This is a genomic window from Comamonas avium, from assembly GCF_014836675.1.
Taxonomy (GTDB): Bacteria; Pseudomonadota; Gammaproteobacteria; order Burkholderiales; family Burkholderiaceae_C; genus Comamonas; species Comamonas avium.
The window spans coordinates 203569-226554 of record NZ_JACSQK010000003.1; the positions used below are offsets into that span (position 1 = coordinate 203569).

At 57.8% G+C, this 22986-nt stretch carries 20 protein-coding genes and 1 riboswitch; of the genes, 13 read left to right on the forward strand and 7 right to left on the reverse strand.

Annotated features, from left to right (window positions below; translation table 11 throughout):
- The first annotated feature begins 131 nt into the window (after positions 1-131).
- From H9646_RS06250 to H9646_RS06265, 4 genes are all read left to right on the forward strand, one after another.
- Positions 132-1922: a PHA/PHB synthase family protein gene (locus H9646_RS06250; protein WP_287915593.1), complete on the forward strand. Its 1791-nt coding sequence runs from the start codon at positions 132-134 to the stop codon at positions 1920-1922.
- Between the two features lie 108 nt (positions 1923-2030).
- Positions 2031-2807 (forward strand): enoyl-ACP reductase FabI, encoded by a 777-nt coding sequence (fabI, locus tag H9646_RS06255; RefSeq protein WP_191722485.1) that lies wholly within the window; start codon positions 2031-2033, stop codon positions 2805-2807.
- 78 nt (positions 2808-2885) lie between these two features.
- Complete coding sequence (locus H9646_RS06260; RefSeq protein ID WP_191722486.1) at positions 2886-4319, forward strand: bifunctional enoyl-CoA hydratase/phosphate acetyltransferase; 1434 nt, start codon at positions 2886-2888, stop codon at positions 4317-4319.
- 19 nt (positions 4320-4338) lie between these two features.
- Complete coding sequence (locus H9646_RS06265) at positions 4339-5565, forward strand: acetate/propionate family kinase (protein ID WP_191722487.1); 1227 nt, start codon at positions 4339-4341, stop codon at positions 5563-5565.
- Here H9646_RS06265 and H9646_RS06270 read toward each other — a convergent pair.
- Genes H9646_RS06270 through H9646_RS06280 form a run of 3 tightly spaced genes read right to left on the reverse strand, consistent with a single transcriptional unit; the run spans position 5562 to position 10387 of the window.
- Positions 5562-6770 (reverse strand): GGDEF domain-containing protein, encoded by a 1209-nt coding sequence (locus H9646_RS06270; protein ID WP_191722488.1) that lies wholly within the window; start codon positions 6768-6770, stop codon positions 5562-5564. The genes H9646_RS06265 and H9646_RS06270 overlap by 4 nt on opposite strands.
- Positions 6771-6799: 29 nt before the next feature.
- Complete coding sequence (locus H9646_RS06275) at positions 6800-8299, reverse strand: AMP nucleosidase (RefSeq protein WP_191722489.1); 1500 nt, start codon at positions 8297-8299, stop codon at positions 6800-6802.
- Positions 8300-8302: 3 nt separating this feature from the next.
- Positions 8303-10387 carry a putative bifunctional diguanylate cyclase/phosphodiesterase gene (locus tag H9646_RS06280; RefSeq protein ID WP_191722490.1) on the reverse strand — a complete coding sequence of 695 codons (2085 nt, stop codon included), beginning with the start codon at positions 10385-10387 and terminating at the stop codon, positions 8303-8305.
- A 298-nt stretch (positions 10388-10685) separates the two neighbouring features.
- On the opposite strand from H9646_RS06280, the gene dtd reads away from it, so the two are divergent.
- The 4 genes from dtd (at position 10686) to metF (ending at position 15151) form a co-directional block, all read left to right on the forward strand.
- Positions 10686-11141, forward strand: coding sequence for a D-aminoacyl-tRNA deacylase (gene dtd / locus H9646_RS06285; RefSeq protein WP_191722491.1), 456 nt, complete (start codon positions 10686-10688; stop codon positions 11139-11141).
- 151 nt (positions 11142-11292) lie between these two features.
- A riboswitch (S-adenosyl-L-homocysteine riboswitch) is annotated at positions 11293-11402 on the forward strand.
- Positions 11403-11477: 75 nt separating this feature from the next.
- Positions 11478-12908, forward strand: coding sequence for an adenosylhomocysteinase (gene ahcY / locus H9646_RS06290; protein WP_191722492.1), 1431 nt, complete (start codon positions 11478-11480; stop codon positions 12906-12908).
- Between the two features lie 134 nt (positions 12909-13042).
- The gene (locus H9646_RS06295) at positions 13043-14206 is read left to right on the forward strand and encodes a TlyA family RNA methyltransferase (protein ID WP_191722493.1); all 1164 of its coding nucleotides are present in this window, start codon (positions 13043-13045) and stop codon (positions 14204-14206) included.
- A gap of 111 nt (positions 14207-14317) precedes the next feature.
- Positions 14318-15151 carry a methylenetetrahydrofolate reductase [NAD(P)H] gene (gene metF, locus H9646_RS06300; protein ID WP_404813084.1) on the forward strand — a complete coding sequence of 278 codons (834 nt, stop codon included), beginning with the start codon at positions 14318-14320 and terminating at the stop codon, positions 15149-15151.
- A gap of 63 nt (positions 15152-15214) precedes the next feature.
- Here the strand turns inward: metF and H9646_RS18555 are convergent, their stop codons facing one another.
- Complete coding sequence (locus H9646_RS18555) at positions 15215-15349, reverse strand: hypothetical protein (protein ID WP_255501784.1); 135 nt, start codon at positions 15347-15349, stop codon at positions 15215-15217.
- Between H9646_RS18555 and H9646_RS06305 the strand changes: the two genes are divergently transcribed.
- Positions 15348-15860, forward strand: coding sequence for a septal ring lytic transglycosylase RlpA family protein (locus H9646_RS06305; protein WP_225214022.1), 513 nt, complete (start codon positions 15348-15350; stop codon positions 15858-15860). The two genes, H9646_RS18555 and H9646_RS06305, sit on opposite strands and share 2 nt — an antisense overlap.
- A 122-nt stretch (positions 15861-15982) precedes the next feature.
- Here the strand turns inward: H9646_RS06305 and H9646_RS06310 are convergent, their stop codons facing one another.
- The gene (locus H9646_RS06310) at positions 15983-16885 is read right to left on the reverse strand and encodes a 23S rRNA (adenine(2030)-N(6))-methyltransferase RlmJ (protein WP_191722495.1); all 903 of its coding nucleotides are present in this window, start codon (positions 16883-16885) and stop codon (positions 15983-15985) included.
- A gap of 333 nt (positions 16886-17218) precedes the next feature.
- Between H9646_RS06310 and rplM the strand changes: the two genes are divergently transcribed.
- The 4 genes from rplM (at position 17219) to mdtD (ending at position 20191) form a co-directional block, all read left to right on the forward strand.
- Positions 17219-17647, forward strand: a complete 429-nt coding sequence (rplM, locus tag H9646_RS06315) for a 50S ribosomal protein L13 (protein WP_191722496.1) — start codon at positions 17219-17221, stop codon at positions 17645-17647.
- A 10-nt stretch (positions 17648-17657) separates the two neighbouring features.
- A complete protein-coding gene (gene rpsI, locus H9646_RS06320; protein ID WP_191722497.1) occupies positions 17658-18050 on the forward strand; it encodes a 30S ribosomal protein S9 in 393 nt (130 codons plus the stop codon).
- Positions 18051-18286: 236 nt separating this feature from the next.
- Positions 18287-18652, forward strand: coding sequence for an iron-sulfur cluster insertion protein ErpA (gene erpA / locus H9646_RS06325; RefSeq protein ID WP_191722498.1), 366 nt, complete (start codon positions 18287-18289; stop codon positions 18650-18652).
- 135 nt (positions 18653-18787) lie between these two features.
- The gene (mdtD, locus tag H9646_RS06330) at positions 18788-20191 is read left to right on the forward strand and encodes a multidrug transporter subunit MdtD (protein WP_191722499.1); all 1404 of its coding nucleotides are present in this window, start codon (positions 18788-18790) and stop codon (positions 20189-20191) included.
- A 20-nt stretch (positions 20192-20211) separates the two neighbouring features.
- Here mdtD and H9646_RS06335 read toward each other — a convergent pair whose 3' ends face one another.
- Positions 20212-21381 carry an anhydro-N-acetylmuramic acid kinase gene (locus H9646_RS06335; RefSeq protein ID WP_191722500.1) on the reverse strand — a complete coding sequence of 390 codons (1170 nt, stop codon included), beginning with the start codon at positions 21379-21381 and terminating at the stop codon, positions 20212-20214.
- Positions 21382-21447: 66 nt separating this feature from the next.
- Positions 21448-22806 carry a M23 family metallopeptidase gene (locus H9646_RS06340; protein ID WP_191722501.1) on the reverse strand — a complete coding sequence of 453 codons (1359 nt, stop codon included), beginning with the start codon at positions 22804-22806 and terminating at the stop codon, positions 21448-21450.
- Between the last annotated feature and the right edge of the window lie 180 nt (positions 22807-22986).

The following is a 22986-nucleotide window of genomic DNA, read 5'->3' on the forward strand; positions in this document are numbered from 1 at the left end:
AGGTTTCACACCCTCCTTTATGAGAAGGCTTGATCCGCATCAAGCCGCAAGGCTTCGTATTTGATGGAAGGCATGGTTTTCCCGAGAATGACGTTGGCTGCTACAAGTTGTAACCCCGTTTTGAGGTGAATGTGACTACCGAAAATACCCCGACATGCACGCAAGGTGCAGACATGCAGGCAGAAGCTGCTCAGGCGCTTGATGACCGTGTCCGTGCCGCATTAAGTGCAACCACCATGGGCTTGTCGCCTGTGGCATTGGGCTTGGCCAGCGCAGACTGGCTGATGCACCTGGCAACGTCGCCCGGCAAGCAAATGACTCTGGCGCAACGTGCCATGCAGTTATCGCAGCAGGCAGCGCAAGCCAGTTTGCAGCCGGTCGGGGAGAGCGATGCGCGGTTCAAAGATGCCGCCTGGCAGCAGTGGCCCTACAACGCACTCAAAGAAGGCTTCAAAGCCAGCGATAGCTGGTGGCATGAAGCCGCACAGGTGGAGGGCATGACGCGTCACCACCGGCAATTGATCGATTTTTTTGCGCGCCAGTGGATGGATGCGTTGTCCCCCTCGAACTGGGCGGCCACAAATCCGGAAGTGCTGGCGAAAGCCAAAGAGACCGGCGGAGAAAGCCTGCGCAAGGGGCTGCAGCTGTACATGCAGGACCAGCAAGCCGCGCAAAAAGCCAAGGCAGAAACTGCAGCCAAGGATTTAGAGCCGCTGGAGTATGCGGTAGGCAAAGACGTCGCCTGCACTCCGGGCAAGGTGGTATTTCGCAACCACCTGATCGAGCTGATCCAGTACAGCCCTAGTACCGATAAGGTGTTGCCAGAGCCTGTACTGATCGTGCCGTCTTGCATCATGAAGTACTACATTTTGGATCTGTCTCCGCACAATTCCATGGTTAAGTACTTGGTCGGCCAGGGGCACACGGTTTTCATTGTTTCTTGGCGCAATCCAGATGCTTCGGACCGTGACCTGAAGATGCAGGACTATCTCAGTACCGGGGTGCTGCAAGCCATGGCGGCTGTTAAAAAATTCACAGGCGCAGCCAGCATTCACACGATGGGATATTGCCTGGGCGGCACTTTCCTTGCGATTGCTGCAGCCGCATTGGGTCGTGTCAAGCGCAAGAAAACGCTGACTGCCAAAGAGCAGGCGCTGATCCCCGCAGACATGCCCAGCCTGAGCTCGGTCATGCTGCTGGCAGCACAGACGGACTTTTCAGAGCCGGGTGAGCTGGGCGTTTTCATCGACGAAGAGCAATTGGCAAACCTGCGCCAAAGCATGAATGAGCGTGGGTATTTGTCCGGCAAGCAAATGGGCGGCTCTTTCCAGTTTTTGGCATCCAAGGACCTGGTGTGGTCGCGCAATACACGCCGTTATCTCATGGGCGAAGACGATGCCAGCTTCGATTTGATGAGCTGGAACGCTGACCAAACCCGTTTGCCTGCACGCATGCACAACGAGTACCTGACATCAATGTTCCTCAATAACGCCCTGGCATCCGGCCAATATCGGTTTGCGGGTGCGACGGTGGCGCTGATGGATATTGATGCTCCGATGATGGTCGTGGGTACGACGCGTGATCACGTGTCCCCCTGGAAATCGGTGTACAAAATTCACCTGCAGACCGATACCCATGTCACCTTCGTCTTGGCAGCAGGGGGACATAACGCCGGCATTGTCTCTGAGCCAGGGCGCCCGCGCCGTAGCTATCAGATTGCCAGCGTTGAAGAAGGCCACGGCTGGGTGGACCCGGATGACTGGGTCGCACAGACGCCTGTGGTGCAGGGCTCGTGGTGGGAGGCGATGGACCAGTGGATCAAGCAGCGCTCTGGCACACCTGTCAAAGCCAAGCCTATTAAAGCTGAGCATGTGCTGGCTGATGCCCCGGGCGAATACGTCATGGTGCGCTACGCAGATTAAGCACTGGCCGCAGTCATTCAACGCACATTCGTGCGTTGTCAATCAGTCATTTATTCACAGCACCGTGGGCGGTGCTGTGCACAGAAAAAACAATGAGGGAGCAGAAGTATGAGTAAAGCAGCAGCGTTCAGCTTGGCTGGGAAAAAAGGTTTGATACTGGGTGTGGCCAATGAGCGATCCATTGCTTGGGGATGCACCGAGCTGGCACGTGCACAGGGTGCAGACGTTGTGGTTTCTTGTCTGAACGAAAAAGCCCGCAAGTGGGTGGAGCCATTGACAGCACCTATTGGTGCAGAACTCATGAATTGCAACGTTGAGGAGCCCGGTGAGCTGGAAGCTTTGGTGCAGCATGCGGTGCAAAAGTTTGGCAAGCTGGACTTTGTCATTCACTCGATTGCATGGGCTCCTTTGGATGACCTGCACGGCGATGTGGTGGACAGCTCACGTGAAGGTTTTGCACGGGCGGTGAGTGTGTCGTGCCACTCTTTTGCGGAACTGGCCAAACTGTGCGCGCCGCATATGCCCGATGGTGGCAGCATGCTCTCGATGAGCTATCTGGGCTCGGGCGAGGCTGTGCCCAACTATGGATTGATGGGCCCCGTGAAGGCAGCGCTGGAGTCCATGGTGCGCTACATGGCCATGGAATTGGGTCCTCGAAATATTCGAGTGCATGCGGTCTCGCCAGGCCCGATCTTGACGCGCGCAGCCTCGGGTATTGCAGACTTTGATGGTCTGATGGCAACGGCCCAGGCGAAGGCGCCGCTGCAGCGTTTGGTGACGTTGGAAGAAATTGCACAGCTCAGTGCCTTCCTGTGTTCAGACGCTGCCTCTGGCATGTCGGGGCAAACCATTTATGTCGATGGTGGTGTGCACGCAGTAGATTGATTGCCCTTTCTTTCGATCATCAATTTACACACAACACGCTAGCAAGGCTGGCAAGTTTGACGGAATCAGGAGAGCAGTATGAATACCCAGGCACCTGCCATCGAATGGATGGAAAACGTAACGTACGACGAGCTGCAAGTTGGTCACAGTGCGCGCTTGCTACGGACCGTAACGTTGGAAGACATTCAGGCCTTTGCAGCGGTTTCTGGTGACATCAATCCCGCGCACTTGAATGCCGAATATGCCGATGCCACCATGTTTCATGGTGTGATTGCGCATGGCATGCTGGGTGCGGCATTGATTTCCGCCTTGTTTGGCACGCGGTTTCCTGGCCCCGGCACCATTTACTTGGGGCAAGAGCTGAAGTTCACCAAGCCTGTGCGTATTGGCGACACCTTGACCGTGCTAGCTACGGTGGCTGAAAAGGACGATGAGAAAAAGCGCGTCAAGATGGACTGCCTAGTCACCAACCAAAAGGGGGAGGTGGTACTCAAGGGTGAGGCCAAGCTGATGCCTCCATCGCAAAAGGTCAAAGTTCCAAAAATCGATGCGCCGCAGATTCAGTTGTTCGATCCAGAAGCGCGCTTCAAAGATTTGCTCTCTCGTGCACAGTCTCTGGAGGCGGTGCGCTGTGCCGTGGTACATCCTTGCGATGAAGGCTCGCTCAGTGGTGCCATGGATTCGGCACGCCATGGCTTGATCCATCCGGTGCTTATCGGTCCAGAAGGTCGTATTCGCAAGGTAGCGCTGGATGCAGGCATCAGCCTTGAAGGCGCAGAAATTATCTCGGTAGAGCACAGCCACGCGGCAGCCGAGCTTGCCGCTGGCATGGCTGCGCGGCAAGAGGTGGAAATTTTGATGAAGGGCAGTTTGCATACAGATGAACTGCTCAAGGCGGTGCTGGCGCAGCCTGCTTTGCGCACGGGGCGACGCCTGTCGCATGTCTTCCGTTTTGATGTGCCGCTGTATGCCAAACCCTTGCTGATTACAGACGCCGCAATCAATATACGTCCGACCTTGCAGGAAAAGGCGGACATCATTCAGAACGCGATCGATTTCGCTCGGGTGATGGGCACCGAGACCCCCAAGGTTGCGATTTTGTCTGCTGTCGAAACGGTGACCCCTAGCATCCCTTCGACGCTCGATGCCGCTGCGCTGTGCAAGATGGCTGATCGGGGCCAGATTCAAGGGGGACAGCTGGATGGGCCGCTGGCATTTGACAACGCCATTTCCATGGAGGCTGCGCGCATCAAAGGCATTGCTTCTGGGGTAGCTGGGCAGGCCGACATCTTGGCCGTACCAGACCTGGAAAGCGGCAACATGGTGGCCAAGCAGCTGGAGTATTTTGCCGGTGCATCGGGATCTGGTCTGGTGCTGGGTGCACGTGTGCCGATTGCGCTCACCAGCCGTGCAGATGGCCCACGCGCGCGCGTCGCCTCGTGTGTGCTGGCCGTGCTGTCAGCGCATGATCAACGCCAGCGCAAAGCGGCCAATGCCTGGAAGCAAGGCTAACTACGGTAAGGAGATGGAAATGGCCATTTTGGCAGTGAATGCGGGGTCGTCCTCACTGAAGTTTTCCTTGCACCCTCTGCAAGACGGGCAGGTGCAGCCATTTGTTCTGTCCGGCAATATTCAAGGTCTGGAGCCCCAAGGGTCACCATGCATGGATTGGACCTATAGAGGCAAGAAGCACTCGGAACCACTTGCTGTAAGCGCAGGCAGCTCTTCTTTTGAGGCTGCTTTGCACAATGTGCGTGCTTTGGTAAATCGCCTTGAAGCGGCCCCAGATATTGAAGCTATTGCTCACCGGGTGGTGCACGGTGGCGGAGTCTTTACTCAGTCAGTGCTGGTGACCGATGAGGTACTGCAGCGGCTGGCCAGCTTTAACTCCTTGGCGCCACTGCATCAGCCGCACAATTTGGAAGGCATTCGGCAGTTCCGTGCTGCGTTTGCGCATTTGCCGCAGATTGCCTGCTTTGATACAGCGTTCCATGCGTCCATGCCTGAGGTGGATTTTGCGTTTGCACTGCCTCAATCTTTGCAGGCGCAGGGTGTGCGCCGCTATGGCTTTCATGGGCTGTCCTACCAGTACATCATGTCTGTGCTGCAAGAGCAGACCCTGCGCGGACGTGGCCGTGTTGTGATGGCGCATCTGGGCAATGGCGCCAGTCTGTGTGCCGCGCTCGCTGGCAGCAGTGTGGCCACCACCATGGGGTTTTCTGCACTGGATGGTTTGATGATGGGCACACGCAGCGGCGCTCTCGATGCCGGTGTGCTGCTGTATCTCATGGAGCAAGGCTGGACGCATGCGCAGATGGAAAAGCTGCTCTACAAGCAAAGCGGTTTGCTGGGGGTCTCAGGTATTTCCGCTGACATGCGCAAGCTGCGTGCAGATGGCAGCGAGAACGCACAACGCGCCATTAACCAGTTTACGCACCGTGTGATTCGCGAAACAGGTGCACTGGTGGCATGTCTGGGGGGGCTGGATGTGCTGGCATTCAGCGGTGGGATTGGTGAAAACGATGTGGAGCTGCGTGCACACGTGTGTGAAAGGCTGTCGTGGCTGGGCATACGCATGGATGCGCAGCGCAACCAGGAGGCAACCGGCAAACACGCTTACGCGATCCATGCGCCAGATAGTTCGGTGGAAGTTTGGGTGATTCCTACCGATGAAGGGCGTGTGGCGGCCCGCGAAGCTGCCGCACTTTTGGAGCAGCAGCGTACACCTTTGGTCGCGGCAGGATCTGCCCTGGCCTAGGGTGCCGGGGATGGCTCCTGTGCCGCGCGCGCAGGAGCCAGTGCGGGCGCAATGGAGGTTCGTTCAAACACCAGCCGGCCACGGCCATTGCTCTTTGCCTCGTACAGCGCGGTATCGGCATGCTGCAGCAACTGTGGCAGGCTTTGTGGCTGCTGCAGCGACTGCAGCGCACAGCCGCCACTGAGATGCAGAGCGAAGCCCAGCTCTTGCAGTGATTGCTGCTGCACCATTACGCACAGGCGCTGATAAAAAGCATCCACTGCGGCCGGATGGGCGTAGAGCAGCAGGCAAAACTCTTCCCCTCCCCAGCGTGCAGCCATTTCGTCGGAGCGCACTTCGGACTTCAGCGCCCTTGCCAAAAGCTGAAGTGCTTGATCGCCGACGCTGTGGCCGTGCTGGTCATTGACGTCTTTGAAGTGGTCAATATCAAGAAGCAATACGGCCAAAGGCAACTGCTGGCGTTTGGCCAGGGCCTGCATCAGTGGCGCGGCCTGGAGCAAGGCGTGGCGGTTTGCCAGCCCTGTGAGCTGGTCGTTCATTGCCAGCTCACGCAGCTTCTGGTTGGTTTCGTCACGCCAGGCCACCAGCATGCACACCAGCACCAGACTGCCACAGACCTGTGCAATCACGGCAAACACATGGTTGGCGACACCATCCTGTGTAAAGGCATTGAGCCATTGCGTGTAAGTTGCTAAATAGGCGCGCGTGAACAGGCTGCAGCTCATGACCAAGGCACAACCTGCCATAAGGTAGCGCCAGTAAGGGGCTGCAGGGCGTTGTGGTTGCAGGCACATCCACCCCAGGCATGCAATGGACAGGCCGTGGCACAGGCTGTACCAGGCCATGCGCTGTGCCGTGCTGTCTATGAAAAAGATGAAACCCAGAGGCCCCAGGACACACAAGCCGAGTACCACCCGGCTCAGCGGGTGATGGCCCAGCCAGCTTTGCAGTGTTTGGGCCATCAACCACTGCGCTGCAGAGGCTGCGCATGTCGCTGCAACACTGAAGATGGGGTCCCATGTGGTGCCACGAATGCGGCTGGCAGCCAGGATAAGTGCCCAGCCCAGTGCCTGAAGCAGGAAGTAGCCCTGCATGTGCTGCGCAGCACGGCTGATCGGGGTCCCCATTGCAAGCGGCAGCGCCACGCCAATAACGGCCAAATTGATGGCTATCAAAATGGCCATGGAGGCGAAGTCAAGCTGCATGATGGGTGGGTGCCGGCAGGATGGAGAAATTACTGAAAAGCTACTTCGGAGAAACTGCGCAGCTTGCGACTGTGCAGACGCTGTGCACCACCCTCTCGCAAAAGCTCAACGGCACGCATGCCGATGCGCAGATGCTGATCAACGCGTTCACGGTAAAAGTGATTGGCCATGCCAGGCAGTTTGATCTCTCCGTGCAATGGTTTATCGCTCACGCACAGAAGTGTGCCGTAAGGCACACGAAAGCGAAACCCGTTTGCAGCGATGGTCGCACTCTCCATATCCAAGGCAACGGCACGGCTTTGGCTAAAGCGCCGCTGTGGCAGGTTGTCGGGTAGCAGCTCCCAGTTGCGGTTGTCGGTGCTGGCCACAGTGCCAGTGCGCATGATGCGCTTGAGGTCGTCGTCTGAGACTTGCGCTACATCTGCCACAGCTTGTTGCAGCGCCTGTTGAATTTCGGCCAGCGCAGGGATTGGTACCCACAGAGGCAGTTCCTCATCCAGGACATGGTCTTCCCGCACATAGGCATGGGCGAGCACATAGTCGCCCAGCCTTTGACTGTTGCGCAAACCGGCGCAGTGACCCAGCATCATCCAGGCATGGGGGCGCAGTACGGCAATGTGGTCGGTAATGGTTTTGGCATTGGCCGGGCCAACACCAATGTTCACCATGGTGATGCCCCCACGGTCGGCACGCACGAGGTGGTAGGCCGGCATCTGGGGCAAGCGCGGCGGGGTATTGCCCAACGCATCTACATCTTCTGCGGCTAAGCCGGTACGGCGTGTGACGACATTGCCCGGCTCGATGAATGCAATGTATTCACTGTCGGGCTTGGCCATCTCGGCATGCCCCAGGCGAATGAATTCATCAATGTAAAACTGGTAGTTGGTAAACAGCACATAGTTTTGAAACCACTCAGGGGCTGTGCCGGTGTAGTGGCGCAGGCGATGCAAAGAGTAGTCAATACGTGGAGCCGTAAACAGCGACAGGGGAAGCGCACCGCCGGGCTGTGGCTGCCAGGTGCCGTTGGCAATGCCATCGTCCATGGCTGCCAGGTCTGGCAGATCAAATACCTCGCGCATCATTTGCCGGCGCTGGGCGCTGAGACTGCCCTCGACGTGGTCGTTGTCAGCAAAAGAGAAATGAATCGGAATGGGCTGTGTGCTCAGGCCCACTTCAAATTGCACGGCATGGTTGCGCTCTAGCAAATCCAGTTGTGTGTGCAGGTAATTGGCAAAGAGATCGGGGCGCGTGACCGTGGTTTCGTACACCCCGGGGTGGTCAAGGAAACCATATGCCAGCCCTGTGTCCGGCCTGCGCACGCTGTGTGCCTGGATGCGCAGCATGGGGTACCACGCGCGCACGACGCGAGGAAAGTCCTGGCCTTCTACATAGGCTTGCATGGCGCTGCGCAGATGTTGAATCTGCTGCTGATACAGCGTCTGCAGATGCTGGATGGCATCTCTGGCATGCGTGAAGACCGCCGTGGCGGCAGTACTAGAAGAAGTGGCTGGCGATGGGGTGTAGTGCATCCCTCATTGTGGCGCAATCATTTGACAACGGTGTTGCTGCCAGCGCAGAGCGTCTTCAGCGGTCATGGGGCGAGACAGGTAGTACCCTTGAATCAAATCGCACCCCATGGCCTTGAGCAAATCCCATTGCGCCTTGGTTTCTACACCTTCACCCACGACGCGCAGACTTAGACTGTGCGCCATCTGAATGATGGCTTTGATCAGACTGACATCGTCTGCATCTTCCGGCGTGTCTTTGACGAACGAGCGGTCAATTTTGATTTTGTCCAGCGGATAGCGCTTCAAGTAAGCCAGGGATGAGTAGCCCGTTCCAAAATCATCAATCGACAGTCGAACGCCCAGTTTTTGCAAGGCGTTCAGGGTGGCAAGGACATGCTCTGACTGCTTCATGAGAGTGGTCTCTGTCAGCTCAATTTCCAGCCACTGGGGGTCAATGCCCGTGTCAGACAGCACGTGCTGCACCTCGGTCACCAAATTGCTTTGATTGAATTCAATCGCAGACATGTTGACGGAAACTACAACAGACGGCAGGCCCGCATCGCACCAGGCGCGCAATTGCTTGCAGGCAGCCCGCATGACCCAGCGATCGATGATGGAGATCAACCCCCGCGCTTCTGCAAAACTGATGAACTCGCTGGGGGGCAGCAAACCCCGCTCTGGGTGTTGCCAGCGCACCAGTGCCTCAAAACCTTCGAGTCGATTGGTTGCCAGGTTCCACAGGGGCTGATAGTGCAAGACCAGGCCGTGGTCTTTTTCAACAGCTTCGCGCAATAACTGATCCTGCGCCAGCAAACGGCTGGGGCGCACTTCCATGTGGGTGCTGTAGTACTGGTGGTTGCCTTGGCCAAGGCTCTTGGCTGTTTCCATGGCTGCGCTGGCATTGAGCATCAACTCCTCGGCGCAATTGCCATCTTCCGGGTAGAGGCTGATGCCGATGCACGCAGGCAGGTTGGCCATCGTGTTGTGCAAGGCATAGGGCTTGTTGAGCACGAAGCGGATTTCACGCAAGATGCAGTCAGGCTGGCAGGCTGTAAGTGGGGAGGCCAGTACCACCACAAACTCATCGGCCCCCAGGCGTGCCACGCAATCGTCCGGGTGTACTTTGCTGCGCAAACGGCGGGCCGTTTCTATCAGTAGTTTGTCGCCTGCATCGTGTCCCAGCGAGTCGTTGACGTCTTTGAACCGGGACAAATCCACATACAGCACGGCAACATGCTGCTGGCACTGTTCTGCGTGGCACAGTATCTGGCGCAGTTGCAGCATCAAGCCCTTGCGATTGGGCAGGCGGGTGAGCGGGTCGTGGTAGGCCAGAAAGTGGCGGTCGGCCTCTACCCGCTTGCGCTCTGTAATGTCGCGCAGCACTACCAGCCCGAAATGTCCTGAATCACAGCCATCTTCCGGAAGCAGGGTGACGGATACCGCCACATCCAGCTCCTGCCCGCTGTGGTGCAGCAAGCGCGTGTCTTGGGCATGGGTGGTGCCCTGGTCAATCAATACCTGCGCGTTGGCGCGCAGCACATGGGGCAGCAAGTGCAAAACGGGGCGATCCAGCAACTGACTCAGTGGGTAACCCGTGAGCGTGACCGCTGCAGGGTTGGCATCAAAAATGAGTCCGTGGCGAAAGAAAATGAGGGCTTCACTGGTGGCCTGGGCATAGCGACGCATGCGCGTATCGCTTTGCTGCACCATCTGCCGCGCGTCCACCAGTGACAGGTCTTGCAAAGGGGTCACCACGATGGCGAAGACACCCTCTGCATTGGCATGTGCCACCAGCTGGCTTTGGATGCGTTGATTGCTGCTAAATGGCAGCTGCGTTTGCAGGCTGGCTCCATGCACGTGTGTAAGCGCCAGACGTTCCAGTTCGCATTTCCAGTCGTTCCATTCGCAGGGAGAGAGGTAGTTTTGCGGCTCTTTACCCACCAATTCTTGGGAGGGCATGTTCAGCAATTTGGCGTACGTCGCCGTGGCCCACAGGCAGAGCCCGCCAGGCCATTGCAGATAGGCCATGGGTGCACCTGTGGCAATGGCTACGGCGTGCAGAATGTCCAGCGATATTTCACTGGGCGCACGGGGAAGCACATGAATCATTCAGACACCTGTGGCGTGGAGCGAGTGAGTTTGAGCAGGCCACGCAGGCGCGCAGCAGTGCTAGACGGTGGTGGATGAAAGAGTTCGGACATGGCTGTGGGTATAACCGAGGCGATGTGTGCCTGTTTTGCGTTACGGCAAGAGCAGAAAATCGAGTGCATGTCTGGTGCGGCAGACCAACAGCTCCGTGTGCTGCAAGAATAGGAGCTGTTAGCGCTCTCTCTTGATGGAGATTACTCCTATTTGTATTCAAGATGCTTACGTGGGAAGCATCGATAGCTATCAATTTATTTAAATCATGATCACTGTATTGCAGCGCGTGCGCGAAGCACGTGTCGACATCGAAGGGCGCACCGTTGGTCAGATTGGCCATGGTCTACTGGTGCTGGTGTGCGCCGAACAAGGCGACAGCGAAAAAGAGGCTGACAAGCTGCTCGCCAAGCTCATGAAGCTGCGCATCTTTATGGATGACGCCGGCAAGATGAACCGCAGCGTGCAGGATGTGCAAGGGGGGCTGCTGATCGTCAGCCAGTTCACGCTGGCGGCAGATACGACCGGTGGCAACCGGCCCAGCTTTACCAGGGCGGCCAATCCGCAAGAGGGACAGCGCCTGTATGACTATCTGGTAGAGCAAGCAAAAGTGCTGCACAACGTGGGGCCAGTAGCGACTGGGGCCTTTGGGGCTGATATGCAGGTGCACCTGGTCAATGACGGGCCGGTGACCATTCCTTTGCGCATGGCACCAGCGGCATAGCGTGCTGAGGCGGGTGATGGCTGTGGGGGGCGTACCAAGCCCAGCTACGGCTGTCTGCGTTTTAGGCCGTGTATTTGAGCGGCTTGCCCGTATAAAACGCTGACACCGCATGCCAGCCAGCAGGCTCGATTACAATCTCCCACCTCTTTTCCTTTCCGAGGAGCGTTGCAGCGTCCACCCCATTGAGCGGTGGCGTGAGGCTCGGAAAGACGGCGGCCACCTGCAGTGGCTTGGCCTCTAGGCAAACGACGCTCACCCACGCTTTCTGTGCGGTGAGATGGCTTATCCCTCTTCTTCCTCAGAACGTGGTTTTTCATTCAATTGTTGGAGAAAACCATGAACGCTGCTGTTCGCTTTAACCCTGCCGATTCGGCCATTACCGACATCAATCTGGCTGATTGGGGACGTAAAGAAATTCGCATCGCTGAAACCGAGATGCCCGGCCTGATGGCCATCCGTGAAGAATTCGCTGCTGCTCAGCCCCTGAAGGGCGCACGCATCACTGGCTCGCTGCACATGACCATTCAAACGGCCGTGCTGATCGAGACATTGAAGGACCTGGGCGCGACTGTGCGCTGGGCTTCGTGCAACATTTTCTCGACCCAGGACCACGCAGCAGCTGCTATTGCCGCTACTGGCACGCCAGTGTTTGCGATCAAGGGTGAGTCGCTCAAAGATTACTGGGATTACACCCACAGCATCTTTGAATTCGGTGCCAAGGGCACTGAAGGCGAAGGCCCCAACATGATTTTGGACGACGGCGGCGATGCCACCGTGCTGCTGCACCTGGGTCAAAAGGCCGAGAAAGATATCTCCGTGCTGGCCAACCCCGGCTCGGAAGAAGAAAAGATCATGTTCGCGGCCATCAAGGCCAAGCTGGCAGTGGACAGCACCTGGTACACCCGCAAGTCGGCTGAGATTCGCGGCGTGACCGAAGAAACCACCACCGGTGTGCACCGCCTGAACGAAATGTCGGCCAAGGGCACGCTGCTGTTCCGTGCTATCAACGTCAACGATTCGGTCACCAAGTCCAAGTTCGACAATCTGTACGGCTGCCGCGAATCGCTGGTGGACGGCATCAAGCGCGCCACCGACGTCATGATCGCCGGCAAGGTGGCTGTGGTGGCTGGCTACGGTGACGTGGGCAAGGGTTGCGCGCAGGCCCTGTCCGCTCTGCGCGCCCAAGTGTGGGTGACTGAGATTGACCCCATCAACGCCCTGCAAGCGTCGATGGAAGGCTACAAGGTCGTGACCATGGAATATGCCGCCGACAAGTGCGACATCTTCGTGACCACCACCGGCAACAAGGACATCATCCGTCACGAGCACATGGTGGCCATGAAGGACGAAGCCATCGTCTGCAATATTGGTCACTTCGACAACGAAATCGACGTCGCCTCGATCGAACAGTACGAGTGGGAAGAAATCAAGCCCCAGGTTGACCACATCAAGTTTCCCGACGGCAAGAAGATCATCTTGCTGGCCAAGGGTCGCCTGGTGAACCTGGGCTGTGCCACTGGCCACCCCAGCTTTGTGATGAGTGCTTCGTTTGCCAACCAGACCATCGCCCAGATCGAGCTGTTCACCCGCCCTGAAGCCTACGAAGTGGGCAAGGTGTACGTGCTGCCCAAGGTGCTGGACGAAAAGGTAGCCCGCTTGCACCTGAAGAAGGTGGGCGCACAGCTGACCGAGTTGAGCGATGCGCAAGCCGCTTATATCGGTGTGAAGAAGGAAGGCCCTTACAAGCCTGAAACCTACCGCTATTAATCATGGCGGGGCAAAGCGGCAGCACGTGCTGCAGCTTTGCAACCTTCGGTGCTGATATGAAGACATGGAGCGCGGCTTGCGCAGTCTGGATCAGCGCTGGAGGCTAATTTGAGTGAATAAAAGGAAACTACGCCATGCGCGCAGATGTATTTTTGGTGGACCACGGACATGCCACCACCCGTTCGCAGGCCCAGCGCCTGATCGCTTCGGGCGTGGAATGGCGCCTGACGCCGTTGGCCCCATGGAAAAAAGTTGCTAAGAATGGTGACGACATCCCTGCAGGTGCAGAGCTGAAGCTGCTCGACGATGCGGAAGTCAAATACATCTCTCGCGGTGGTTTGAAGCTGGAAGGCGCGTTGAACGCCACAGGCCTGAAAGTGCAAGGCTTGCGTTGCCTGGATGTGGGCCAAAGCACTGGCGGCTTTACCGACTGTCTGTTGCAGCGCGGTGCCGCACAGGTGATTGGCGTGGACGTGGGTCAGGGCCAGCTGCATGACCGTTTGCGTGAAGATGTGCGTGTGATCTGCGTGGAAGGGGTGAACGCCCGTTTCATGACCACAGCCATTTTGGAAGATGCCTGTGAAGAAGTGATTTCTGAGCGCTGGGAAGAGGAAGAGGACAACGAGACTTTGCCCCAGGCTCCTTATGCATGGATGCGCAATGGCGGTCAGGTTGACGAGGAGTACGACGACAGCCGCGATGCCAAGGATTCGGACATCGAAGCCTTCAAGGCTGAGCGTGCCGCCAAGGCCAAAGCCCGTGCGGAAGGCACTGTTCCTACCGAGCGCCGCCGCAAGGCAGAGTACGCAGATGTGAACATTACGCCCGAGTTTGACTTTGTGACCGGCGATGTCTCCTTCATCTCGTTGACGCTGGTGCTGCCTGCTGTGGTGCGCATGCTCAAACCCCACGGTCATTTGCTGATGCTGGTCAAGCCTCAGTTTGAGCTGCAGCCTGGTCAGGTTGGCAAGGGCGGCATTGTGCGTGATCCTGCCTTGTTCAAAGAGGTAGAAGCACGCGTGCGCACGTGCTTGGCCGAGCTGGGTCTGGAGGTGAAGGCCTGGATGGAGTCTGCCATCGAAGGTGGCGATGGCAACCACGAGTTCTTTGTGCATGCGGTACAGGGCGCCCAGATCAAAAATTTAGACCAGCCGTTGCCTGATATGCCTGCGGCAACTGCCACCAAGCGTGTTTCGCGCACGGTGCTGCGTGAGCTCAAGCGCATCGATGTCATTGATGACGAAGAAGATGGCTACAACGTACCGGGGCCTGCGCGTCCCAAGCGCAAAAAGGCTTAAGCCGCACGAAAAGCGGTGCTAAGAGGTGGGCAAAGGTGCCGTGTCTGTCACCTTTGCCGCACAGAGACAGTCAGCAGCTTGCCGGGAGGGCAGGCGACAGGAGTGATGAACATGGCAAATACATTTCCCATCAGCTTTGAGTTTTTCCCCACCAAAACGGCTGAAGGCGCTGCCAAACATGTGCAGGTGCGCCAGGCGCTGTATGCGCGCAAGCCCGAGTTCTGCTCTGTCACTTACGGAGCGGGTGGCTCCACCCAGGCAGGCACTTTCAGCATGGTGCGCGATATTCAGGCAGAAGGGGTGCAGGCTGCATCACACTTTTCGTGCATTGGCGCGACCAGCGACAAGGTGCGCTCAGAGCTGCAAGAGCTCAAAGACATGGGTGTTCGGCGCATTGTGGCCTTGCGTGGAGACTTGCCCAGCGGCTATGGGCTGGGAGGCGAGTTTCACTACGCCAGCGATCTGGTGGCCTTCATCCGCAAAGAGTTTGGCGACTGGTTTCATATCGAGGTTGCCGCCTACCCAGAGACCCATCCGCAAGCCAAGTCTCCAGAGACAGATCTGAAAGCTTTTGCTACAAAAATTCAGGCTGGCGCGAGTGCAGGAATCACCCAGTACTTCTACAATGCGGACGCATATTTCCGTTTTTGTGAAGGGATTCAAGCACTTGGCGTGTCGACTCCGGTTGTTCCGGGTATCATGCCAATCCTTAATTCCTCTCAACTCATGCGCTTTTCCGATGCGACCGGCGCTGAGATTCCCCGCTGGATTCGCCTGCGTCTGCAGGCCTACGGGGACGACGTAACCTCTATCCGAGCCTTCGGCATGGATGTGGTTACTCGCTTGTGCGAGCAGTTGCGTGACCAAGGCGCACCCGGCTTGCACTTTTATACGATGAACCAGAGCGCAGCCACTTTGGAGCTTTGCGACCGCCTCGGCCTGTAATTCAGACTTTGCGGATGCCGCTGGCCCCTGGTGTCGCTTTTTGTGCGCTCACCGTTAGAAGGGTTAGACCATGCCTGCACTAGGGTGCCAGTCTGCTTGCGCTGATACGTCTTTGTCTTTGTTGTCTTTGGCACGCCGTCGTGCCATGCCCGCAGCCTCGCTGCTTGTGGCTGCTTTGTTGAGTGCTTGTGCTCCCATGCCGCCTTCTGCTGAAGGCGCTATCTCCACCAAAGGAGATACGACCTCCGATACCCGGGTGGGCATGCGTTTCGGCTCAGAGCTGCTGGCCAAAATTGCACCACCGCCTGCACGCGGGCTGGGTGATCCCGCCAAGGCGCTCAAGCAAAGCCTGTATGAGCTTGAATTGCCAGAGGTTGACCAGCAAGGCGTTGCCTCATGGTACGGGCCGGGCTTTCATGGCCGCAAAACAGCCAATGGCGAGCGTTTCAACCAGTATGAGCTCACTGCCGCTCACCCCACTTACGCGTTTGGTACGCAACTGTGCGTGCGCAGCAAGGCCACGGGGCAGGCCGTTGTGGTTCGTGTGAATGACCGCGGACCTTTTGTGAAAAACCGTGTGATTGATTTGAGCAAGGCCGCTGCTGAAGAAATTGGCATGCTGGACCGTGGCGTGAAGGCGGTGGAAATCTACAAGCTCGATGAAGGCCAGGACGATTGCCCTGACGCATTGCTGCAAGCCAAAGGCTGAATGAACGCCAGTTGCACATAAAAAAGGAGCTGTTTGCGCAGTGTTTATAAGGTTTTTAAGGTGTTTTAACCTTAAAAACAAGTAAGCACGGGCGCTGACAGCTCCTTTTTTTTGTCTGTCAGTTACTCGCCAAACTCCAGTGTGTGGGTGGCATTCTTGTCTTGTGCCAACAGCTTTTGCATTTGAGGCAAAGCCTCTTTCAGTGCTGCACGCAGCGTGAAGGGCGGGTTGATCAAGAACATGCCGCTGGCGGGCAGGCCTGGACGCTTGGCAGCGCCGGTGTCGCCGTAGTCGTTCACTTCACTGCGCAGTTTGCTGGATTTGACGGTCAGCGTGGCGTGCAGCCAGCTTTTGCCAGCCTTGTTGGCCATGGTTTTCAGGCGCTTGGGCAGGTCATGCGCATCCTGGCGCGGAATGATGGGGTACCAAACGGCGTACGTGCCAGTAGAAAAGCGCACCAAGGCATCGTCCATCATGCTGATGACGCGGCCATAGTCGGTTTTCATTTCGTAGCTGGGGTCGCACAGCAAAAAGCCGCGGCGCGAAGGTGGCGGCAAGAAACGCTTGACGCCGTTAAAGCCGTCTTCCAGCAGCACTTCGACCTGCTTGCCAGCATCCAGCTGAGACATGTTGCCGTCCAGCGCGCGCCAGTCAGCAGGGTGCAGCTCAAACAGGCGCAGCTTGTCCTGGGGACGCAGCAGGCTTTGCGTAATGAAGGGGGAGCCGGGGTAGGTCTTGACGCCCTTGCCCTGATTGACGCTGCGCACGGCCTGTACGTAGGCGCGCAGGGCGGGAGTCAATTCCTCTTCAGGGGTGTCCAGCAGGCGGGCAATGCCGTCTTTGGATTCACCGCTGGTGTTGGCAAAGTCGCCGTCCAGACGGTACAGGCCAGCACCCGCGTGGGTGTCGATTACGCTGATGGCGGTTTCTTTTTGTGCCATGTGCTGCAAGGCAGCAATCAAGACGGTGTGCTTCAGGACGTCGGCATGGTTGCCGGCGTGAAAGCCGTGGCGGTAGCTGAACATAGGTCGTAATTCTTTTCGTTTCAGTGCGGCAGCCGGGCTGCAGCGGGGCGGGCGGCCCAAGGCCGCAGTTGGTTTACCAGTGTGGGCCGATTTCAGTTTGAGCGACTAATTCCACACAAGCACAAGGTGCTGATGGCGCTATTGGACGCTATTTCGTATAATGGCGGGCTTCGCAGCGATTTTATGGGTCCCGCGGCGAAGTGTTGAATCCCTGGTGTAAAGCCTTGGCTTCAATACATACTGCCTAAGAGGCTTCCTGGTTCAGCAATGAATTTAAGAAGAAGCACCGACCGCAGAAAAGGATTCTTCAAACCTTCTTGAAAGAGAAATCTCATGTCTACATTCAGCGCAAAACCCGCTGAGGTGCAACACGAGTGGTTTGTGATTGACGCCACCGATAAGGTGCTCGGACGTGTCGCCAGCGAAGTGGCACTCCGTCTGCGCGGCAAGCACAAGGCAATCTACACACCTCACGTTGACACCGGTGACTACATCGTCATCATCAACGCTGCCAAGATCAAGGTCACTGGCACCAAGAACCTGGACAAGGTGTACTACCGTCACTCGGGTTATCCAGGCGGCATCACTGCCACCAACTTCCGCGACCTCCAGGCTAAGTTCCCTGGCCGTGCGCTCGAGAAGGCCGTCAAGGGCATGCTGCCCAAGGGTCCTCTGGGCTACGCCATGATCAAGAAGCTGAAGGTTTATGGTGGTGCTGAGCATCCCCACACCGCACAGCAGCCTAAGGCTCTGGAAATCTAAGGAGACTTGAATGATTGGTGATTGGAACAATGGTACCGGCCGTCGCAAGTCCAGCGTCGCACGTGTATTCCTGAAGAAGGGCTCCGGCAAAATTACTGTGAATGGCAAAGACATTCAAGAGTACTTCGGCCGCGAAACTTCTATCATGATCTCTAAGCAGCCTCTGGTGCTGACTGGCAATATCGAAGCTTTCGATATTCAAGTCAACGTCCACGGCGGCGGTGAATCCGGCCAGGCGGGCGCAGTCCGCCACGGCGTGACCCGTGCTTTGATCGACTATGACGCAGCGCTGAAGCCTGTCCTGAGCCAAGCTGGCTACGTGACACGTGACGCCCGCGAAGTCGAGCGTAAGAAGGTTGGTCTGCGTGGTGCTCGTCGCGCCAAGCAGTTCTCGAAGCGTTAATTCGTTTCAGACCTTCGGAAAAGGCTGTTTCTTCGGGAATGGCCTGCCCACAAAAAAGCCGCCTTGCCTTCGGGTGTGGCGGCTTTTTTGTGGGCTTCAGATGCGGTGGCGCAGCAGCTTGTCTGCACGGCCAATGTCCCCACTGGTACTGACGTCAAACCCTGCGCTTGCTTAATTCCTGAGCAAACTGCAGTACCATTCGAACCGATTTTCAGAAGAACACTCGGAGTATCCCCATGAGCGCCGTTGCAGAAAACATCAGCACAGAAATGCCCGCCCCTATTCTCTTTACCGACAGTGCAGCTGCCAAGGTGGCGGACTTGATTGCGGAAGAGGGTAACCCTGACCTGAAGCTGCGCGTGTTTGTGCAAGGCGGAGGCTGCTCGGGCTTTCAGTACGGTTTCACCTTTGATGAGATCACCAACGACGACGACACCACCATGACCAAAAATGGTGTTTCCCTGCTCATTGATGCCATGAGCTACCAGTACCTGGTGGGCGCAGAGATTGATTACAAGGAAGACCTGCAGGGCGCGCAGTTTGTGATCAAGAACCCCAATGCAACCACCACTTGCGGTTGCGGCTCCAGCTTCTCGGCCTAATGACCGAATGAGGGCTTGTCCCTTGTGCCATCAAAGCCGCTGCCAGTCAGCGGCTTTTTTGTGTGCAAATCACATTCAAGCCTCAGCCCAGCAGGTATTGATGGCGATGGAACATAAGACGAATCAACAAGAAAAATGAACAAGCAAACCATTGAAAAAGAGCCCTTGCTGTGGCTGGTCGCGGTGGGCTTTTTCATGCAGACACTGGATGCCACCATTCTCAATACAGCGTTGCCCAGCATGGCCGCCTCATTGGGAGAAAGCCCGCTGCAGATGCAGTCTGTGGTCGTGGCGTATGCCTTGACGACGGCCATGCTGATTCCCGCGACGGGGTGGGTGGCCGATCGCTTTGGTACGCGCCGCATCTATACAGTGGCCATGGCGCTGTTTGTTCTGGGCTCTGTCTTGTGTGCCATGGCGCCCAGTCTGCAGTTTCTGGTGATGGCACGGGTAGTGCAGGGCGTGGGTGGGGCCATGATGCTGCCCGTGGGGCGGCTGGCGGTGCTGCGCGCCTACCCGCGCGAGGCCTTTATCAGGGCCATGACCTTTATTGCCATTCCTGGGCAGATTGGTCCGCTGCTGGGGCCTACCCTGGGTGGGTGGCTGGTGGAATATGCATCGTGGCACTGGATTTTCTGGATCAATGTGCCTGTGGGTGTACTGGGGGTGTGTGCTGCTTGGCGGTGGATGCCCCAAAACGATCAGCAGCCCAGGCGCTCGTTCGATGGCGTGGGCTTTGCGCTGCTGGCACTGGGCATGGTGGGTGTTTCGCTGGCGCTGGATGGCTTGTCTGGCGCGGGCATGGGTCGCGCCTTGGTGGCGGTGCTGCTGGTCTTTGGCATGGCCAGCCTGGCGGCGTACTGGATGCATGCATTGCGCAGCCCCACACCGTTGTTTGCGCCTGCGCTGTTTGGCATACGGTCATTGCGTGTAGGGCTGCTGGGCAATTTGTTTGCACGCCTTGGCAGTGGCGCCGCACCATTTCTGGTGCCTTTGATGCTGCAGGTGGGCTTGGGGCTGTCGCCCTTTCACGCGGGCACCATGATGCTGGCGACAGTGCTGGGCAGCATGCTTGTCAAACGGATTGCGGTGCACACGGTGATGCGTTTTGGCTATAAGCGTGTGTTGCAGGTGAATTCGATTCTGCTGGGGCTCATGATCGCCTGTCTGGGCCTGGTCAGCCCCAGTCAGCCGCATTGGCTGATTCTGCTGCAGTTGTTTGCCTTTGGCTGTGTGAACTCGATGCAGTTCTCCGCCATGAACTCGGTGACCCTCAAAGACTTGAGTGGTGAATCGGCAAGCAGCGGCAATAGCTTGCTGTCCATGGTGCAAATGCTTGCCATGAGCATGGGGGTGGCTGTGGCGGGTGCTGTTTTGGCGGGGTTCGCCGATATGTGGCAAGCCAAAGAGGGTTACAAGCTGATGGCGTTGCAAGCCACGTTCGTGACGGTGGGGGTCATGACGCTGGCTGCAACGTTGGTATTCAGTCAGCTCGAGCCTGATGAGCGCGTGCGCCCGGCACCAGACACCCATGACTGACCGTTGACTGGCGCTGTGGTTCAGGCGGGGTAAATCGCCCCAAGGATGCGTGGACCCTGAGCGCCAGTGACAGCCGGCAGGTTGCCCGGGAGCCCATGCAGGCACTGGCGGGCCAGCCACGCAAAAGCCGCAGCTTCTACCTGCAGGGGAGGAAGGCCGCGCGCGCTCGTGCTTTCTACTTTTGCCTGTGGCAGCAAAGCCTGCAGTTGGCGCATCAGCTCTGTATTCAAGGCGCCACCTCCGCAGACCAGCAGGCTGCAGCTGCCTTGTCCGTAGCGCCGAATGGCATCTGCACAGCTATGGGCCGTAAAGGCTGTGAGCGTGGCTTGCACATCCTGGGGGGAAATGTTGCAAGCCACCGCTTGAAGCTGGGACTGCAGCCACGTAGGGTTGAACAAGTCACGCCCCGTGCTTTTTGGGGGAGGCTGCTGCAAAAAAGGCTCGGCCAGCAGGCGCGCCAGAAGCGCTGGGTGGACCACCCCGCCAGCAGCCCAGCGGCCTTGGTCGTCATAGCTTGCGCCGGTGTGCTGCAGGCACCACCAGTCCATCAGGGCGTTGCCAGGACCGCAATCAAAGCCACAGACCGGTGCTGCGGGGCTGCTGTATGCAGGCAGGACACTCAGATTGGCAATCCCGCCAATATTGAGGACCACGGTTGCTTGATCCGCACGGCTGAATACGCCCTGGTGGAAGGCCGGAACCAGCGGAGCACCCTGGCCGCCTGCGGCAACATCACGGCTGCGCAGGTCTGCAACCACGGCAATGCCTGTGAGTTCTGCCAGCAAAGCGGGGTTTTGCAATTGCAAGGTGTAGCCCGTGCCATCGTGCAGCTGGGGCTGGTGGCGCACGGTTTGTCCGTGGGCGCCCACGGCGCGTACTTGAGAGGCGGTGGTGCTGCTTTGCTGCAATAGCTGCATCACCACATCTGCGTAGGCGCGGCTGACGGCATTGCCTGCCAAAGCTGCACGGTGCAGCTCATTGGCTCCGTTGGGGCTGTTCAGGGCAAGCAGTTCTTGGCGCAGGTTGCCGGGAAACGCCTGCGCTGCATAGGCCAGCACGTGCATCTGCTGTGGCTGTGCGCCATCCCACTGCACCAGCACGCCATCCACGCCGTCCAGTGAGGTGCCTGACATCAGGCCGATATAAAGCTCGCAATGGTGGGCTTGGGCTGGCTTTGGCAGGGTGCTCATAGGGGCTTCAAGGGGCAAAGAAAAAGGGCTTCGATTGCTCGAAGCCCTTGAGAGGGTAGCACAGGCTTATTGGGCGCTGGCTTGTCGAATCAGCTCGGCAGAAGCCAGTTGCATGTGCATGAACTGTGCATGCTGGGTGAACTGTTTGCGCACCTTTTCAGAGATTTCGCTGGCTTCGCTCTTGGCAATCACCGTCTGCGGATCCTGGTGCGCGCCGTTCACGCGGAATTCAAAATGCAGGTGCGGGCCCGTGGACCAGCCTGTGGTGCCCACTGCACCAATGAATTGACCTTGCTCGACAGACTGCCCCTTTTTCACGTCAATGCGGCTCAAGTGCGCATAGACCGTGACGTGGGAGGTGTTGGCGTGCTTGACGTAAATCACGTTGCCGTAGCCGTTTTGCCAGCCTGCAAACTCAATCGAGCCATCGCCCACGGTGCGCACTTTGGTGCCTGTGGGTGCGGCAAAGTCCGTACCCAGGTGCTTGCGCCATGTGTTGAGAATCGGATGCTTGCGCATGGAAAAACCGCTGCTGATGCGCGAGAACTCCACAGGGGTGCTCAGGTAAGCGCGGCGCAGACTGGAGCCGTCCATGGCGTAGTAGGAGCCACGCTGACCGGGCTCTTGGAACCACATGGCGTTGTGCACCTTGTCGCGGTTTTGGAATTCTGCGGCCAGCACGCGGCCTGAGCGCAGGAATTCACCGTCGGCTTCCAGCGTTTCGTAGATGACGGAGAAACGGTCGCCCTTGTGCAGGCGGTGGAAGTTGATGTCCGAGAAGATATCTGCCACCTGCACAGCCACTGCATCTGGCAGGCCTGCAGCGTCGGTGGCTGCAAACAAGGTGCTGTGGATGGTTCCGCCAGTCAGGCGTGTGGTTGCCGTCAGGGGTGCTGTCGAGATGTCTGCGGCAAACTTGCCTTCGGCATTGCGCTCAAGCACCAGGCGCTGGAAGTTCTGGCTGGTTTCGTCTTGAATCCAGCGCACTGTCAGCTTGCGCAACTGGTGGTCGTTGCTGGCCTCGGCAGAGATCAGGCGGCCATTGCGGCTGAAGATGTGCTGGCGAACCAGTTCATTGCTGCGCAGAAAAGCGGAAGCGCTGGGGTCGGCAATGCCAAGACGCTGCAGCAGGGACTCAGGGGTGTCGCTGGAGCGGGTGTAATCCGTGCGGTACAGCGAGAAGTCGTTGAGGTCGGTCAGATCCGCCAGCGTGCTGCCATCTACCAAAGAGGGGATGGTCTGGGTCAGTGTGCGCACCGGCATGTCGGCGGGGTCTGGACCCAGGGAGGCGACGGCAAACGCACCGCCGCCTGCGGTCAGCATCAGGGCGGCAATTGCGGCGGTCAGCCTTTTTGGATGGCGCTGGATGGACCGGGCCAGCTGTGCAAGCAAAGCGGTGCTGGCAGAAACTAGTTTGTGGCTCAAAACATGGGTTCCCGGGAATGGTGTGTACCCTGAAGGCAGGAAAGCGTGTCAGTGATGGGGTACGTAATCTGTCAGCATAGTGGCCATTGAGCAGTATGTAAATGGCTTGCCGACTAGAATTCATCACTGCAATCGAGCCCGAAGTATACCGGGGAGGAACATCCCCGCGCTGGAAAAAAC